17 protein-coding genes are annotated in these 15,457 nt (G+C 70.2%); 14 read left to right on the forward strand and 3 right to left on the reverse strand.

The window, feature by feature from the left end; all coding sequences use genetic code 11:
- The first annotated feature begins 174 nt into the window (after positions 1 to 174).
- The 4 genes from ACIQCY_RS02410 to paaZ are packed head-to-tail and all read left to right on the forward strand — an operon-like array spanning position 175 to position 5,169.
- Positions 175 to 1,383 carry a thiolase family protein gene (locus tag ACIQCY_RS02410; RefSeq protein ID WP_400482285.1) on the forward strand — a complete coding sequence of 403 codons (1,209 nt, stop codon included), beginning with the start codon at positions 175 to 177 and terminating at the stop codon, positions 1,381 to 1,383.
- Positions 1,383 to 2,123 (forward strand): enoyl-CoA hydratase/isomerase family protein, encoded by a 741-nt coding sequence (locus ACIQCY_RS02415; RefSeq protein ID WP_400482286.1) that lies wholly within the window; start codon positions 1,383 to 1,385, stop codon positions 2,121 to 2,123. Before ACIQCY_RS02410 ends, ACIQCY_RS02415 begins: the two co-directional genes overlap by 1 nt.
- Entirely contained in the window at positions 2,120 to 3,067 is a 948-nt protein-coding gene (locus ACIQCY_RS02420; RefSeq protein ID WP_400482287.1) for a 3-hydroxyacyl-CoA dehydrogenase family protein, read from the forward strand. The genes ACIQCY_RS02415 and ACIQCY_RS02420 overlap by 4 nt, the downstream gene beginning before the upstream one ends.
- A 14-nt stretch (positions 3,068 to 3,081) precedes the next feature.
- A complete protein-coding gene (gene paaZ / locus ACIQCY_RS02425; protein WP_400482288.1) occupies positions 3,082 to 5,169 on the forward strand; it encodes a phenylacetic acid degradation bifunctional protein PaaZ in 2,088 nt (695 codons plus the stop codon).
- 228 nt (positions 5,170 to 5,397) lie between these two features.
- Here the strand turns inward: paaZ and ACIQCY_RS02430 are convergent, their stop codons facing one another.
- Positions 5,398 to 6,210: a type IV toxin-antitoxin system AbiEi family antitoxin domain-containing protein gene (locus ACIQCY_RS02430; protein ID WP_400482289.1), complete on the reverse strand. Its 813-nt coding sequence runs from the start codon at positions 6,208 to 6,210 to the stop codon at positions 5,398 to 5,400.
- A gap of 330 nt (positions 6,211 to 6,540) precedes the next feature.
- Entirely contained in the window at positions 6,541 to 7,155 is a 615-nt protein-coding gene (locus tag ACIQCY_RS02435) for a TetR/AcrR family transcriptional regulator (protein ID WP_400482290.1), read from the reverse strand.
- Positions 7,156 to 7,294: 139 nt separating this feature from the next.
- Here ACIQCY_RS02435 and ACIQCY_RS02440 point away from each other — a divergent pair, with 139 nt between their 5' ends.
- The 10 genes from ACIQCY_RS02440 to ACIQCY_RS02485 all read left to right on the forward strand — a co-directional run bounded on the left by ACIQCY_RS02440 (position 7,295) and on the right by ACIQCY_RS02485 (position 14,876).
- Positions 7,295 to 7,750 carry a helicase associated domain-containing protein gene (locus ACIQCY_RS02440; RefSeq protein WP_400482291.1) on the forward strand — a complete coding sequence of 152 codons (456 nt, stop codon included), beginning with the start codon at positions 7,295 to 7,297 and terminating at the stop codon, positions 7,748 to 7,750.
- A 78-nt stretch (positions 7,751 to 7,828) separates the two neighbouring features.
- Positions 7,829 to 8,278: a hypothetical protein gene (locus tag ACIQCY_RS02445; protein WP_400482292.1), complete on the forward strand. Its 450-nt coding sequence runs from the start codon at positions 7,829 to 7,831 to the stop codon at positions 8,276 to 8,278.
- 182 nt (positions 8,279 to 8,460) lie between these two features.
- The gene (gene paaA, locus ACIQCY_RS02450; RefSeq protein ID WP_400482293.1) at positions 8,461 to 9,441 is read left to right on the forward strand and encodes a 1,2-phenylacetyl-CoA epoxidase subunit PaaA; all 981 of its coding nucleotides are present in this window, start codon (positions 8,461 to 8,463) and stop codon (positions 9,439 to 9,441) included.
- Positions 9,442 to 9,789 (forward strand): 1,2-phenylacetyl-CoA epoxidase subunit PaaB, encoded by a 348-nt coding sequence (paaB, locus tag ACIQCY_RS02455; protein ID WP_400482294.1) that lies wholly within the window; start codon positions 9,442 to 9,444, stop codon positions 9,787 to 9,789.
- A complete protein-coding gene (paaC, locus tag ACIQCY_RS02460; RefSeq protein ID WP_400482295.1) occupies positions 9,786 to 10,610 on the forward strand; it encodes a 1,2-phenylacetyl-CoA epoxidase subunit PaaC in 825 nt (274 codons plus the stop codon). The genes paaB and paaC overlap by 4 nt, the downstream gene beginning before the upstream one ends.
- Positions 10,604 to 11,116, forward strand: coding sequence for a 1,2-phenylacetyl-CoA epoxidase subunit PaaD (paaD, locus tag ACIQCY_RS02465; RefSeq protein ID WP_400482296.1), 513 nt, complete (start codon positions 10,604 to 10,606; stop codon positions 11,114 to 11,116). Before paaC ends, paaD begins: the two co-directional genes overlap by 7 nt.
- The gene (gene paaE / locus ACIQCY_RS02470; protein ID WP_400482297.1) at positions 11,116 to 12,246 is read left to right on the forward strand and encodes a 1,2-phenylacetyl-CoA epoxidase subunit PaaE; all 1,131 of its coding nucleotides are present in this window, start codon (positions 11,116 to 11,118) and stop codon (positions 12,244 to 12,246) included. The genes paaD and paaE overlap by 1 nt, the downstream gene beginning before the upstream one ends.
- A 53-nt stretch (positions 12,247 to 12,299) precedes the next feature.
- Entirely contained in the window at positions 12,300 to 13,079 is a 780-nt protein-coding gene (locus tag ACIQCY_RS02475) for an enoyl-CoA hydratase/isomerase family protein (protein ID WP_400482433.1), read from the forward strand.
- Between the two features lie 158 nt (positions 13,080 to 13,237).
- Complete coding sequence (locus tag ACIQCY_RS02480; RefSeq protein ID WP_400482298.1) at positions 13,238 to 13,858, forward strand: hypothetical protein; 621 nt, start codon at positions 13,238 to 13,240, stop codon at positions 13,856 to 13,858.
- A 184-nt stretch (positions 13,859 to 14,042) separates the two neighbouring features.
- The gene (locus ACIQCY_RS02485) at positions 14,043 to 14,876 is read left to right on the forward strand and encodes a GAF domain-containing protein (protein ID WP_400482299.1); all 834 of its coding nucleotides are present in this window, start codon (positions 14,043 to 14,045) and stop codon (positions 14,874 to 14,876) included.
- Between the two features lie 47 nt (positions 14,877 to 14,923).
- Here the strand turns inward: ACIQCY_RS02485 and ACIQCY_RS02490 are convergent, their stop codons facing one another.
- Positions 14,924 to 15,328: a hypothetical protein gene (locus ACIQCY_RS02490; RefSeq protein ID WP_400482300.1), complete on the reverse strand. Its 405-nt coding sequence runs from the start codon at positions 15,326 to 15,328 to the stop codon at positions 14,924 to 14,926.
- Positions 15,329 to 15,457 lie beyond the last annotated feature (129 nt).

A 15,457-nucleotide genomic window follows, 5' to 3' on the forward strand; every position in this document is an offset into this window, starting at 1 on the left:
TGCCACTGCCGGTCCGGCGGCCCATGCCCCTGCCGATCCCTGCCGATCCCTGCCGATCCTTGCAGGAGCGCCCGGTTGACCGTGCCGGACGGGCATGCAATTCTGGAGCAGGCCTTTTACAGAACGAACGTTCAGTAATTCGCCGACGGACCGGGAACGACGAGGGAGACGAAGATGGCCGAGGCTTTCCTGGTGGGCGGCGTCCGCACGCCGGTGGGCCGCTACGGCGGTGCGCTCTCCGGCGTGCGCCCCGACGACCTCGCTGCGCTGGTGCTGTCCTCCGCGGTCCAGCGCGCCGGCGTCGATCCGGCCACCGTCGACGAGGTGATCCTCGGCAACGCCAACGGAGCGGGCGAGGAGAACCGCAACGTGGCCCGGCTCGCGGCACTGCTCGCGGGCTTCCCCGACAGCGTTCCCGGCATCACCGTCAACCGGCTCTGCGCCTCCGGCCTCTCGGCCATCATCATGGCGTCCCACATGGTCAAGGCGGGAGCCGCGGACGTCGTCGTCGCCGGCGGGGTCGAGTCCATGAGCCGTGCTCCGTGGGTCATGGAGAAGCCCGACAAGGCGTTCGCGAAGCCGGGCGCCGTGTTCGACACCTCGATCGGCTGGCGCTTCACGAACCCGTTGCTCGCCGCCCGGGACAAGACCACCTATTCCATGCCGGAGACGGCGGAGGAGCTCGCGGCGCTGGACCGCATCACGCGCGACGACGCCGACGCCTTCGCGCTGCGGTCCCACCAGCGCGCGCTCGCGGCGATGGAGGCGGGGCGGTTCGGCGACGAGATCGTGCCCGTGCAGGTCAACCGCGGGAGGACGTCCTTCTCGGTGGACACGGACGAGGGGCCCCGGGCGGACACCACCCTCGAGGTCCTCGCCCGGCTCCGCCCCGTGGTCCGCCCCGACGGCGTCGTCACCGCCGGGAATTCGAGCTCCCTGAACGACGGCGCCTCGGCCGTCGTCGTCGCCTCCGAGGCCGCCCTCGAGCGGTACGGGCTGACCCCGCGCGCCCGCATCCTCGACGGGGCGTCAGCGGGTGTCCCGCCGGAGATCATGGGCATCGGTCCCGTGCCCGCGACGCACAGGGTCCTCGAGCGCACGGGCCTGTCCGTCACGGACCTCGGTGCCGTCGAACTCAACGAGGCCTTCGCCACGCAGTCGCTCGCGTGCATCCGGCGCCTCGGACTCGACGAGGAGATCGTGAACCGCGACGGCGGTGCCATAGCCCTCGGCCACCCCCTCGGTTCCTCGGGCGCCCGCATCGCCGTCACCCTGCTCGGCAGGATGGAACGCGAGCTCTCCGGACCGTCCCGGCGCCTCGGCCTCGCGACCATGTGCGTGGGCGTCGGCCAGGGCACCGCCATGCTCCTCGAGGCCGTGTGATGCCCTCGTCGCTGAGACTGACCGACGGCCCGGACCGACTCCTCGTCGAACTGCACCGGCCGGAGGTGCGCAACGCGATCGACCGCCGGATGGTGGACGACCTGCACGCCGTGTGCGACGGCCTCGAGCGCGCACCACGGACGCTCATCCTCACCGGGGCGGAGGGCGTCTTCGCGTCCGGCGCCGATATCGCGGAGCTGCGGGAACGCAGGCGCGACGACGCCCTGGCGGGCATCAACTCGACGCTCTTCGCGCGGATCGCGAAGCTCCCCATGCCCGTCATCGCGGCCCTCGACGGCTACGCCCTCGGCGGCGGGGCGGAACTCGCCTTCGCCGCGGACTTCCGCCTCGCGACGCCCCGCCTGAAGATCGGCAACCCGGAGACCGGCCTCGGCATCCTGCCCGCCGCCGGCGCCACCTGGCGGCTCAAGGAACTCGTGGGGGAGCCGCTGGCCCTGGAGATCCTCCTCGCCGGGCGGATCCTCTCCGCCGAGGAAGCCCTCGCCGCGCGGCTCGTCACCGCGATCCACGCCCCGGAGGACCTCCTCCAGGCCGCGCACGAGCTCGCGGACCGGATCGGGCGGCAGGATCCGCTCGCCGTCAGGATCACCAAGAGCGTGTTCCACGCACCACGGGACGCGCATCCCGTGATCGACCAGCTCGCGCAGGCGGTGCTCTTCGAATCCGACGCGAAGTTCGAGCGCATGCAGCGCTTCCTCGACCGGAAGAAGGACTCATGAGCGGCTTCCCCGACCGCGTCGGCGTGCTGGGAGGCGGACGCATGGGAGCGGGCATCGCCCACGCCTTCTGCCTCGCCGGGTCCGACGTCGTCGTCGTCGAACGGGACGACGCCTCGGCGGCGGCCGGCCTCGACCGTGTCAGGGAAGCCTTCGCGCGCAGCGTGGAACGCGGGACGACGACGGCCACGCTCGCGGATCTCGAGGCCCGCGTCTCGGTGTCGACGGACTACGCGGCCTTCAGGCCCTGCGCCCTCGTCGTCGAGGCGGTCCCGGAGGACCTTCCCCTGAAGCGCGCCGCGCTCCGCGCCGTTGAGGATGTGCTCGACGACGGCGCGTGGCTCGCGACGAACACGTCGTCCCTCTCGGTCGACGCGCTCGCTGATGTGCTGCGCCGCCCGGAGCGCTTCTGCGGCCTCCACTTCTTCAACCCGGTGCCCGCGTCGGCCCTGATCGAGGTGGTCCTGGGGGCCCGCACGTCCGCCGAGCTCGAGGCGGAGGCGCGGTCCTGGGTGGCGATGCTCGGCAAGACGCCCGTCGTCGTGCGGAACACCCCCGGGTTCGCGAGCTCGCGGCTCGGCGTGGCCATCGCCCTCGAGGCCATGCGGATGCTCGAGGAGGGCGTGGCGACTGCCGAGGACATCGATGCCGCCATGGTCCTCGGCTACAGGCACCCGGTCGGCCCGCTGCGCACCACCGACATCGTGGGGCTCGATGTCCGCCTCGGCATCGCCGAGTACCTCGAATCCACCCTCGGGCCGCGCTTCGCCCCACCGGCGATCCTGCGCGAGAAGGTGGCGCGGGGCGAGGTCGGGCGCAAGAGCGGCCGCGGCTTCTTCAGCTGGGACGTCGCCCCGCCCTCGCCCGCTTCCCCGTCGCCCGCTGTTCCATCAGGCGACCACCTCCCGTCCGGCACGCACCCGGACCCATCCCGGCAGCACCAGTGAAAGGCGAGCGGACCATGACAACCGCCCCGGAACGAGTACAGATCGACGTCGTCCCCAGCTTCCTCGAGGACGCCTGGTGGACGCCGGAACGCACGGCGGCCGACGGCGACGGCACGGTGGTCCGCGACGCCAGCACGGGCGAGGAGCTCGCCGTCGTCAGCACCGCCGGCATCGACACGGCAGCCGCCGTCCGCTACGCGAGGACCACGGGCCAGGCCTCCCTCGGCCGGTCCACGTTCCACGAGCGTGCCCTGAAGCTCAAGGAACTGGCGCAGTACCTGAACGCGCACCGCGAGCCGCTGTACGAGCTGTCGGCGCGGACCGGCGCGACGAGGATCGACTCGATGGTGGACATCGACGGCGGCATCGGCGTGCTCTTCACCTTCGGATCGAAGGGCCGCCGCGAGCTGCCGAACTCGCACGTGATCGTCGACGGCCCTCCCGAGGTGCTGTCCAGGGACGGCTCCTTCCTCGGGACGCACATCCACACGCGCATCCCCGGCGTCGCGGTCCAGATCAACGCCTTCAACTTCCCGGTGTGGGGGATGCTCGAGAAGCTCGCGCCCGCGTTCCTCGCCGGCGTGCCCACCATCGTCAAGCCCGCGACACCCACCGGGTTCCTCACCGCCGCCGTCGTGAAGCTGATCATCGGCTCGGCGATCCTCCCCGACGGCGCGCTGCAGCTCATCTCCGGCCCGGCCCGCGACATCCTCGACCACCTCGACTACCGCGACCTCGTGTCCTTCACCGGCTCCGCCTCGACCGCGAACCACCTCAAGTCCCATTCCTCGATCGCCCAGGGCGGCGTCCGCTTCACCTGCGAGACCGACTCCCTCAACGCGGCCATCCTCGGCCCCGACGCCGTCCCCGGCACGCCGGAGTTCGACGCCTTCGTGAAATCGCTCGTCACCGAGATGACGGTCAAGGCGGGCCAGAAGTGCACCAGCATCCGGCGGTCCATCGTGCCCGAGGCCCTGGTCGACGACGTCGTGCGGGCTGCCGGCGAGCGCATCCGGTCGCGGGTGACACTCGGTGATCCCCGCGCCGAGGGCGTCACCATGGGTGCGCTCGCGTCGCTCGCCCAGCTCGAAGGGGTGCAGGACGCCGTCCGCGAGCTGATCGCCGGCGGCGCGTCCGTGGCGTTCGGTTCGCTCGATGCGCCCGACGTCGTGCTCGCGGACAACACCTCCGGCAAGGCCCCTGATGGTGCGTTCATGGAGCCGGTGCTGCTCACCTGGCAGGACGTGGAGGCGGGCGCCCTGCACTCGGTGGAGGCCTTCGGCCCGGTCGCGTCCGTCATCGGCTACAGCGATCTCGCCCACGCCGTCCACCTCGCCGCCCTCGGCTCGGGGTCCCTCGTCGCGACGGTCTGCACCGATGACGCGCGCGTGGCGCAGGAACTGGTCCTCGGCATCGCCGCACACCACGGGCGGGTGCTCATCCTCAACCGCGAGGACGCCCGCACCTCCACAGGACACGGCTCGCCCGTCCCGCACCTGGTCCATGGCGGGCCGGGCCGCGCAGGCGGGGGCGAGGAGCTGGGCGGCATGCGCTCGGTCCTCCACCACATGCAGCGCACCGCAGTGCAGGGGTCGCCGAACATGCTGACCGCCGTCACGGGGGAATGGCACACCGGTGCGGACCGCCGGTTCGACGCCGTGCATCCGTTCCGGAAGGACCTCTCGACGCTGCGGATCGGCGACGCCGTCCGGTCCGAGCTGCGCCAGGTGACGCTCGAGGACATCACCGCGTTCGCCGAGACCACCGGCGACACGTTCTATGCCCACACGGACGAGGAGGCCGCTGCCGCCAATCCGTTCTTCCCGGGCATCGTGGCGCACGGCTACCTGCTGCTCTCCTGGGGCGCGGGCCTCTTCGTGGACCCTGCTCCCGGGCCCGTCCTCGCCAACTACGGGCTCGAGAACCTGCGTTTCCTCACGCCGGTCGCCGCGGGGGACTCGATCCGCGTCACCCTGACGGCCAAGCGCATCACGCCGCGCGAGACGGACGAGTACGGCGAGGTCGCCTGGGACGCCGTGCTGCAGAACCAGGAGGACGAGATCGTGGCGACCTACGACGTCCTGACCCTCGTGCGGAAGTAGCCGGCGGTCGAGGGAGGGCGGCCGCTCCTGCCCCGGCCCTGCGGCGGGTGGCCACCCCGCGGCCCGGCATCGTCCCTGGTTCGCCCCGGTTCGGCTCGGGTGGTAGCTCCCACCGAGGGGACCCATCCAGTGGGAATGTTCGAACATTCCCACTGGACGCTTCCCCTGGATGGGATTCCGGGCCACCGAGGGCAGCCCCAGCCGCCCCCCCGCCCCCGCGGAGGCGCATCAGGGGCGGCGTCCCTTCGCCGCGAGTGCTGCCCGCACGAGCAGGATGAACTGCCCCGGATCCTCGACCAGCAGCTGACGTGTGACGCGGAGGACCGGCACCCCTCGCGTCGTCAGCAGGTTCCAGCGGCGGCGGTCCTCCTCGAACTCCCGGCGGCCACTGTGGTACTGCCGCCCGTCGGCCTCGATCCCCAGGGCGCCGTCGACGAAGAGATCGATCCGGCCCACACCGGGAACGTGCACCTGCGATGCGACATGGAAGCCGGCCCTGAGCAGGTGATACCTCGCGAGTGTTTCGAGAATCGACTCGGCGTGGGGATCCAGCAGGCCCAGGATGTTCCGGAGGGAGCCGGACCTCGTCCGCTCGGCCTGCGCACGAAGGTCCGCGAGGTGGACGAGGCCGAGCACCACGGCGGACTCGATGATGCAGAGCGCATCGAGCTCGGGCAGGCATCGGGCACACTGCAGGCACACGGTCAGGGTCGGAATGGGCAGGGCTGCCCGGTGGATCCGGAGCCCGCTGCCTTCCACTGCCCGTCCGTGATCGACGGCCACGTGGAGGAGTGACGGTCGGCGCAGCACCCACAGTCCGCGCTGTCGAGCCGCGCTGATGCAGGCGAGTTCCGTGCCCGCCCGGAGCGCCGCAAGCCTGTCGCCGTCGTACCCCTTCAGCGCGTAGACCCCGCGAGCGACCCGGACCACCCGGCCCTGCTCATGCGCCCTGGTGAGCGCCGAGCTGCTGCTGCCTGCCCGGACGAGCTCGCGCGTGCGGGCAACTCCGCCGAGGTCCCGCAGCACTTCGACGACGTCCATGCCAGCAGCCTGACGCGTCGGGAAGGGGGTCGGCGTGCCCTGGGCGCCTATGTGGACGGCTTCGATCCCACCGAAGGTGCTGCTCCGGTGGGAATGTTCGAACATTCCCACTCGACTGCCTCGAGTCGTGGGATCGGCGCACGCGGACGACGGCGTCGGGGCCCGGGCGGTCGAGGACGGAGGTCCCTGCAGGCACCGGGCGGACGAGGCCGAGGGCCAGGACGGAAGGGCCAGGCCGAGGGCCAGGACCGAAGGGCTCGGACGGAAGGGCCCGGCTGGAAGGGCCAGGACCAAAGGGCTAGGACGAAAGGGCCCGGCTGGGAGGCGCCGTCAGCGGCGGTGGAGCCCGTCGAACACCATTCCGATGACGTCGTCGGCCAGTTTCTCCGCCGTGAGGGGGCCGCCGGGCCTGTACCACTCGACGATGGAGTTGATCGTCCCGAAGATCAGGCGCGTCGTGGTCCGGGGGTCGATGTCCTTGCGGATGGAGCCCTCGTGCCGTGCCGCGTCGACGAGCGCCGACACCTCGCGGTCGAAGGTCCGCCGCCTGTCCAGTGCCTCGCATTCCACCTCCGTGTTGCCCCGCAGCCGCAGCAGGAGGGTGACGAAGGGTAGCCGCTCGGTCAGGACGGCGATCGTCCCGCGAAGCACGAACTCGAGACGGGCATCGGCGGGACCGGAGCTCGCCCGGCCATCCTCGAGCACCGCCTCCAGTCCCCCGAGCGCATGGTCGAGCGCCAGCCGCAGCAGATCGCCCTTGGACGGCACGTGGTGGTAGATGGCCGACTTGCTGATGCCGAGGTCCTCGGCCAGCATGCCCATCGACGTCGCCTCGTATCCGTGGCGGTTGAAGGCGGCGACGGCGACGGCGAGGACCGACTGCTGGTCGTAGCCCGGCCGGCCCCGCCGGGCGGTCGAAGTCGGCGTGGACCCTGCGGCAGTCATACGGCCATTTTCGCATGACCGTTCGGTCGGCCCGGCAGTGAGAAGGAGGGCGGGCGCGGCGCGTCACGGATAGTTAGTCTGTCTAGTCGGTAGTAGCCTTACTACTACCATCCTGCTTGACCTCTGAGAGGGCGCTGACGTGCCGACCACATCCTGGGAGCTCCGACTCCGGGCACTCGCGATCTTCATCTCCGGAGAGGGCCGGGAGCCGTCCCCCCGGGCCTCGACCCCTGGTGAGCACCGGTTGGCACTGTGGCTGGATGAACAGCGCAAGGCCGCCCGCGCCGGTCGGCTCGACGGCGCCCGCGTCGACCAGCTCCGCTCCGCAGGCCTGCTCGCCGCCGAGGAGGGGAATGCCGACCAGCGCACGGGTGCAGCCTGGCTGAAGGTCGCCAGTATCGCGGAGTTCCTCGAGGAGGAGTCACGGCTCCCGTCCCTGACCTCTCCGGCGTCCGCGGGTGAGAAGCGGCTCGCGGCCTGGATGCATGCGCAGCTGGCGGGCCGTACCTCGGCGACCGGGCCGGCCGAGGCTCTGCGCGGCATCCTCGAGGCGGCCGAGAACCGGAACGCGCGCGAGCTCGCACACATGGTCTGAGCCCGGAACCGTTCAAGTGTCCGGTCCGTCCGGGCGGGCCCTGTCGCACCGCCCGTACCCGTGATAGCTTCTCCGCACATGCAGCGCACGAGCCCCCATGCCGCGCTGCCCATCCGAAGGGAAGCCATGGGAAGCCTGGTGGCGGCGGGCGGCAAGGCCACCCTCACGCTGGTCGCCCCCGAGATCCAGCGGCTGCGGTGGAGCGCGCGGGCCGGCATCACGCCCGACGACGCCCGTGCGGTCCTCGCCGCGAGCAGGATGATGTCCGCAGGGGCCCCCTACGCGATCCTCGTCGACATGACGAGCATCATCGACCTTCCTCCAGGTGCCCGGGCGGTGTTCAATGCCGAGGCGCTCGTGGTGGCGGCGGCACTCGTGGGAGAGGGGCCCATGGACGAGGTCCTGGCCGCCGGCGCCTGCAAGGCCGTGCACGCCACCCGGTTCTTCACCTCGGAGTCGAGCGCCCGGGAGTGGCTGCAGGCGTCCCTCGCGGCACGGACGGCGCGTATGGCGCGGGAGAGCGCGTAAGCACGCGCAGGCAAGGGCGACGCGCACGACGCGTACGGCGTGCGAGAGCGCCTAGGCACGCGCAGGCACGCGCAGGCACGCGTGACGGCGTCGGACTCCGTTGACCGTCGCTCCACCGCCTCCCTATACTGAACGAACGGTCGGTAATTAGTCCGGGCGTCCCGACGAGCGAGGCAGGCACCATGACGGCTACGGCGATCGACGCAGGACACCGCGCGGACCATGACGCCGCCGGCGAGCAGCTCTTCGACGAGCTCATCGCCCGGGACTCCCGCGTGGAACCCCGTGACTGGATGCCCGCGGACTACCGCAGATCCCTGACCCGCCAGATCTCCCAGCACGCGCACTCCGAGATCATCGGCATGCAGCCGGAGGCGAACTGGATCACCCGGGCGCCCTCGCTCAAACGCAAGGCCGTCCTCATGGCCAAGGTCCAGGACGAGGCCGGGCACGGGCTCTACCTCTACTCGGCGGCAGAGACCCTCGGGACCACCCGCGACCAGATGACCGAGGACCTCATCGCCGGCAAGGCGCGCTACTCGAGCATCTTCAACTACCCCGTCCTGACGTGGGCCGACATCGGTGCGATCGGCTGGCTCGTCGACGGCGCCGCCATCTGCAACCAGGTGCCCCTGTGCCGCGCGTCCTACGGGCCCTATGGGCGCGCGATGGTCCGCATCTGCAAGGAGGAGTCCTTCCACCAGCGTCAGGGCTTCGAGATCCTCCTCGAACTCGCGAACGGGACGCCCGAGCAGCGCTCGATGGCGCAGGACGCCGTCGACCGCTGGTACGCCCCGTCGCTCATGATGTTCGGGCCGCCGGACGAGGATTCGCCCAACTCGCAGAAATCCATGGAGTGGAACATCAAGCGGTTCTCCAACGACGAGCTGCGCTCACGCTTCGTGGGGATGGTGGTGGAGCAGATCAAGGTCCTCGGCCTCGACCTGCCGGACGGGGACGTCCGCTACAACGGGGAGACCGGGCGCTGGGAGCACGGGCCACTGGACTGGAACGAGTTCAAGGAGGTCCTCGCAGGTCGCGGTCCCTGCAACGCGCAGCGCATGGAACGACGCCGGGAGGCGCACGAGGAGGGTGCCTGGGTCCGCGAGGCGGCAGCCGCCTACGCCGAGAAGCAGGCGCTCAAGCGCGGACGGGTGGCCTAGGTGACCGGGGGATCGACGACGGGCGACGACGGGGCGACGGCGCCGTCGCCGGGGCCGCACCAGGCGCGCGTCGCCTGGCCGCTCTGGGAGGTCTTCGTGCGGTCTTCGCGCGGCCTCTCGCACGTCCATGCGGGGTCGCTGCACGCACCGGACGCCGAGATGGCGGTGCGCAACGCCCGCGACCTGTACACGCGGCGCAACGAGGGCGTGAGCCTGTGGGTGGTCCCTGCAACCGCGATCGTCACGAGCGATCCCGATGCGAAGGACCAGTTCTTCGAGTCGCCGCAGGGCAAGGACTACCGCCACGCCACGTACTACACGAAGAGCGAGGGGGTGAAGCACCTGTGAGCGAGGCCAACGCGAGCGCCACGCGCATCACGCCGGGCAACGCGCTGCGCCCGGAGGACATCGCGCTGCTGGAGGTACTGCCCGGCGACGCCGTCGGGCAGTACGCGCTGTGGCTCGGCGACGACGCCCTGATCCTGGCGCAGCGCCTCGGCTGGTGGATCTCGCGCGCTCCCGAACTCGAGGAGGACGTGGCGCTGGCGAACATCGCGCTGGACCAGATCGGCCATGCGCGGTCCTTCCTGACCTACGCCGGCCGTGCATGGGACAGGACCGAGGACGATCTCGCCTACTTCCGGCGCGAGCCCGAGTTCCGGTCGGTACACCTCGTCGAGCAGCCCAACGGCGACTTCGCCCGCACCATGGCGCGGCAGTTCGCCGTCGCGCTCTACCAGTGGGAGCTGTATTCCCGCCTCGTCCACTCGAGCGACGCGACCCTCGCCGCGATCGCCGCGAAGGCCGTCAAGGAGGTGGACTACCACCGCGACCACAGCATCCAGTGGATCCTCCGCCTCGCCCTCGGTACCGACGAATCCCGCCGCCGCATGATCGCCGGACTCAAGCTGACGTGGCCCTATGTGGACGAGCTGTTCACCGACTACCCGCTCGTCGACGCGGTGGGCGACGCCGTGGTCCGTCCCAGCACCCTCCGGGCCTCCTTCGACGCCGCCGTCCGGCGCGTCCTCGACGAGGCCGAACTCGAGCTCCCGGCGGTACCCGGTGCGGTGGGCGGCGGGCGGCTCGGACGCCACAGCGAGCACCTCGGGTACATCCTCGCCGAGCTCCAGGTACTCGCCCGGGAGCACCCGGGGGCGTCGTGGTGACCGTCACGGGCCCGCGCCCCTCCGCCACGCCCGACGCCGAGGTCTGGAGCATCGCCGCCACCGTCTGCGACCCGGAGATCCCCGTCCTCACGATCGAGGACCTCGGCGTCCTGCGGGACGCGCACGTCTCGGAGTCGGGCCAGGTGCTCGTCACGATCACCCCGACGTACTCGGGCTGCCCGGCCATGGACGCCATCCGCGACGACGTGACGGCGGCGCTCCACGGGGGCGGCTACGACGACGTCGTCGTCCGCCTGGTGCTCGCGCCGGCCTGGACCACGGACTGGCTCAGCGACGGCGGCAAGGCCAAGCTCGCGGAGTACGGCATCGCGCCTCCCACAGGGACGGCGGCCGCCGGTCCGGTGCGGATCGGGCTGAGCGTCAAGTGCCCCCAGTGCTCGTCCCTGAACACGCGCGAGCTGACCCGCTTCGGATCCACGTCCTGCAAGGCGCTCTACGTCTGCAACGACTGCAGGGAACCCTTCGACTACTTCAAGGTGCACTGATGGCCGTTGTCCTCGCCCCCTCGACCAGGCGGCGCAGCGCCTTTTCCAGACTGACCGTGCGGAGCGTGCGCCGGCTGACGGAGGACGCCGTCGAGGTCACGCTCGAGGTACCCCCGGACCTGCAGGAGAAGTACGACTACCTGCCGGGGCAGTACGTCGCACTGCGCACCATGCTCGACGTCGACGGTGAGCCGAAGGAGGTCCGGCGCAGCTACTCGATCTGCGCCGACCCGCGCCCCGGCGAACTCCGCGTCGCGGTGAAGCGCGACCTCGGCGGGATCTTCTCGACGTGGGTGAACGAGTCCCTGAAGGCAGGGGACGCCCTCGACGTCATGAGCCCGCTCGGGCAGTTCACCCCGCGTACGACGCCGGGGCAGCAGGCGGTCTCTCTCGTCGCCGTCGCGGCCGGCTCCGGCATCACGCCGGTGATCTCGATCGCCCGGTCCATGCTCGCGAGCGGCCCGAACGTCCGCTTCGACCTCATCTACGCGAACCGTGCGGCAATGGATGTCATGTTCCTGGAGGAACTCGCCGACCTGAAGGATCGCTACCCGGCCCGCTTCGCGCTGCACCACGTGTTGTCCCGGGAGCAGCGGATCTCACCCCTGCTGTCAGGGAGGATCGACGCCGGGAAGCTGGAGAAGCTGCTCGGCACGGTGATCGCCGCCGAGCACGTGGACGAATGGTTCCTCTGCGGCCCCTTCGAACTCGTGCAGCTGTGCAGGGACGCCCTGGCCGCGCGGGGCGTACCGGCCGACAGGGTGCGGTTCGAGCTCTTCACCACCGGGGAGCCGTCCCGTCCGGAAGGCAGCATCGGCCGGCCGGTAGCTCCTGCCGGGAACGGCGAGAACTACACCATCTCCTTCAACCTCGACGGACTGCGCGGATCGGTGCAGAGCCCCACCCACGCGCGCGAGTCCATCCTCAACGCCGCGCTGCGCGTTCGGCCGGACGTACCCTTCGCCTGCGCGGGCGGAGTCTGCGGAACGTGCCGGGCGAGGGTCGTCGAGGGAACGGTGGAGATGGAGGAGAACTATGCGCTCGAGCCCGACGAGCTCGCCAAGGGCTTCGTCCTCACCTGCCAGGCCCACCCGACCAGCGACGCCGTGTCCGTCGACTACGACGCCTAGGAGCAATCATGGCCGCCCCCACAACGCCGTCGCCTCCGGATGCGGATAGCGGGATGATCCGCCTCACGATCGCGAACGGTATCGCCGAGGTGGTTCTCGACGCGCCCTACCGGCTCAACGCGGTGGACGAGCAGGCGCTCGCCGATCTCTCGGCGGCGTACGAGGACGCCGCAGCGGGCGTACGCGAGGGCACGGTCCGGGCCCTCGTGCTGCGGGGGGAGGGGCGCGCGTTCTGTGCGGGCCGGAACCTCGCATCGATCGAACCGGGGGAGGACGACGCGTACGGATTCCTCGATGCCACCCTGACCCCGCTCCTGCGGACGATGGCGGACTTCCCGGCACCGACGTTCGCCGCGGCGCAGGGTGCGTGCCTCGGCGTCGGACTGGGCCTGCTGATCGCCACCGACGTGGTGTACGTCGCGGAGGACGCGAAGATCGGCTCGCCGTTCGCGAGCCTCGGACTGGTGCTCGATTCGGGTGGGCACTGGCTCTTCACGGAGCGGCTCGGGCCGCACCGCGCCCTCGACCTCATGTACACGGGCGATCTCATGAGCGGGGCCGAGGCCGTTGACGGCGGACTCTTCAGCCGTGCTGTGCCCGCGAACGGTCTGCTCGAGTTCACGCGGGCCAAGGCCGCGCACGCCGCCGGCGGGCCGGTGCCGGCCCTCGTCGCCTCCAAGCAGCTCGTCGGCAGGATCCGCGATCAGCGGCTCGGCCTGTGGCAGGCGATCAGCGGGGAGAACGAGGCGCAGGGCGCGCTCAGTGCGTCGGACGACTACCGGGAGGGCCTCGAGGCGTTCCGGGAGAAGCGGGCGCCGCGCTTCGGGCCCTGATACCCGACGTGCCCTCGGACCCGACCGGCCGAGGGCGATCAACGCACGCAGCGGGACCGGTACTCCTCCCACGCTGTTTTGTACACATCTTCCGCAGTAGCCTCGAGGCACCCTGCTGCTGGCGGTAGCGTGACCATGCTCCTACCTTAAGAGCACGGGTGTCGTCCACGCCCGGCAGGCGGTACGCGATGCTGGTCTTCAAGGTAGATGTCGAGGAAGTCGGAGACGGGTTCGTCGTGACCTGTCCGGATATCCCCGTGTTGCACCACACCATCGATTCCCTCTGGGATGCCTGCAGCGTGCGCCCTATCCTGGCCGAGCAGTCCGGAGTGCCGGATGATCTGGTGTGGCTGCAGATCCGGGCCCGGACCGGTGCCCTCACCGTCATCTCCGATGTCCATCCCCTTCACCGGGTCTCGTTCCACACCGTGATCCGCCCCGCCCATCCCGCCTTCGATCGCTCGAAGCTCCTTTTCGACTATGCCCTGACCGCTCTGCGGCACGAGGCAGACCACGCATCATCGCAGGAGAGGGCCCCGGCGCATGTGAAGTTCATCCTGTCCTTCCTCAACGGGACCAAGGTGCCGCTGCCGCGAAGCGGAGGCTGGACGCTTCAACAGGTCATCGACGACACGCGGCAGACGGGCGATCTCAGCGCCTGGATCAGGACACGACTGACAGGACTGCCGGCATCAGAGGCTCAGTGGTACACGCCCGTCATCAGTCTCCAGGCAGCCACCTTCAGCCCCGAGGCCAAGGCCGTACGGCGCCGCAGCTAGCGGGATCCCGCAGTCGGAGCGGTCATTGCCCGCGGCCCGGCACGGGACAGGACCACCGCCGCGGCCCGGACTGCTAACCTGAGGCAATAAGCCTGCTGATGAATGGGTGCGGGGACCACAGGCTAGGTGATACGAAGGCAGTCCAACGCCTTGGGCGGGGCTGTCGACGCGGAGGTTTTGAGTAATGAGCGCACAGCTTCAGATCCAGCAGCTGAGAAAGGCCCTGTCCGAGACAGCACTCACCCTCGACAACGTGTGGGTCAATTACTACGGCCTGGGCGGGGCGGTCTCGCTCTTCGAGCTCGAGGCGTACCTGGGAGGCTTGCTGGTGCTGCAGGACCAGGAGTGCGACATCCTGGCCGATGCAACCAACGAGCTGTTGTCCGGAGTGGGGGCCAAGAACCGGATCAACCGTTGCTCCGATGATGCACCGTCGGGTTCATCGGCGGACTCCCGGCGGGCGCTGGGCCTGGCGGGAGCTTTCCTGTTCACCGCTGAGGAGCAGGAACAGGAACGCCTGCACGCGGTGACCCGGACCGGGTTGCTGGACACCGCGCAGGAGGAGCGATTCGACCGGATCACCCGGGAAGCGAAGGACTACTTCCAGGTCAGCTCCGTCATCGTCGCGCTCATCGATGACCGCCGCCAGTTCCTCAAGTCCGTGATCGGGCCGGTCCGGCAGGACATGCCGCGGGAGATCTCCTTCTGCAATGCCACGATCCGCAATGCCGGTCCGCTGATCGTCCGGGACGCCCGGAAGGATGATCGCTTCAAGCACAACCCGCTGGTTCTGGGTGAGCCCTACATCAGGTTCTACGCCGGCTATCCGCTGCGGGGTCCCGGAGGCTGGACGATCGGCACGTTGTGCGTGATCGACCAGGAACCACGGGAATACTCCATGCGCGATGGGAAGAAGCTGCGCACGCTCGCCCGACAGGTCGAGGACGAGATCAATGGGCCACGAATACTGCCCGACGAGCCAGAGGACACAAGCTCGGAGCCGACCTCCGAGCAGTAGCGGGGCGGTCGTGCATCAGTCGTGGCAGTGCGTGCGGACCGGGCGCATCAGTCCCCCTTCGCGGAACTCCGTCCTCCCGAGTGGCGAGCTCGTGTGTCAGGGGCGCAGCCGGCGTGGTGGAAGCCGGCAAGAGCATCCCTGAAGGCGTCGGCCTGTCCCTGGAGTCTCCGCACGAGCGGCCCGGTGGGTGTCGATCCAACCGGCTGCTGGGCCAGTGTGCGGGTTGCTGATGCCTGTAGTTGAGCCGCGCCCGACATCGCTGCACTCGCCTGCAGGCTCAGTAGCGCCGTGACGAGTTCCGCTTCGTCCTGCACTATGAGGGAACGTTCTATCCGCTGGATACGATCGGTCAGCAGTGAAGCGAACGTGGCCAGGAAGTCGGACGCGACGGTGTAGGAGCCGAGGTCTTCGGCGAGTTGCTCGAAGGCGGCTGTGTCGAGGGCAGGAATCATGCGGTGCCTCCCGGTGCTGGCTGCAGGTGGAGCAGATCTGTCGGGATCGAACTGTTCTGCGCCATGGCATCCCTTCTGCTTCCCGTGCCACAAAGGCACCTCCGATAACAGTGACCGGTCCTCGCGGTC

Origin of the sequence: Arthrobacter sp. NPDC092385 (assembly GCF_044755105.1) — a bacterium.
In the GTDB taxonomy this organism is placed as follows: Bacteria; Actinomycetota; Actinomycetes; order Actinomycetales; family Micrococcaceae; genus Arthrobacter_D.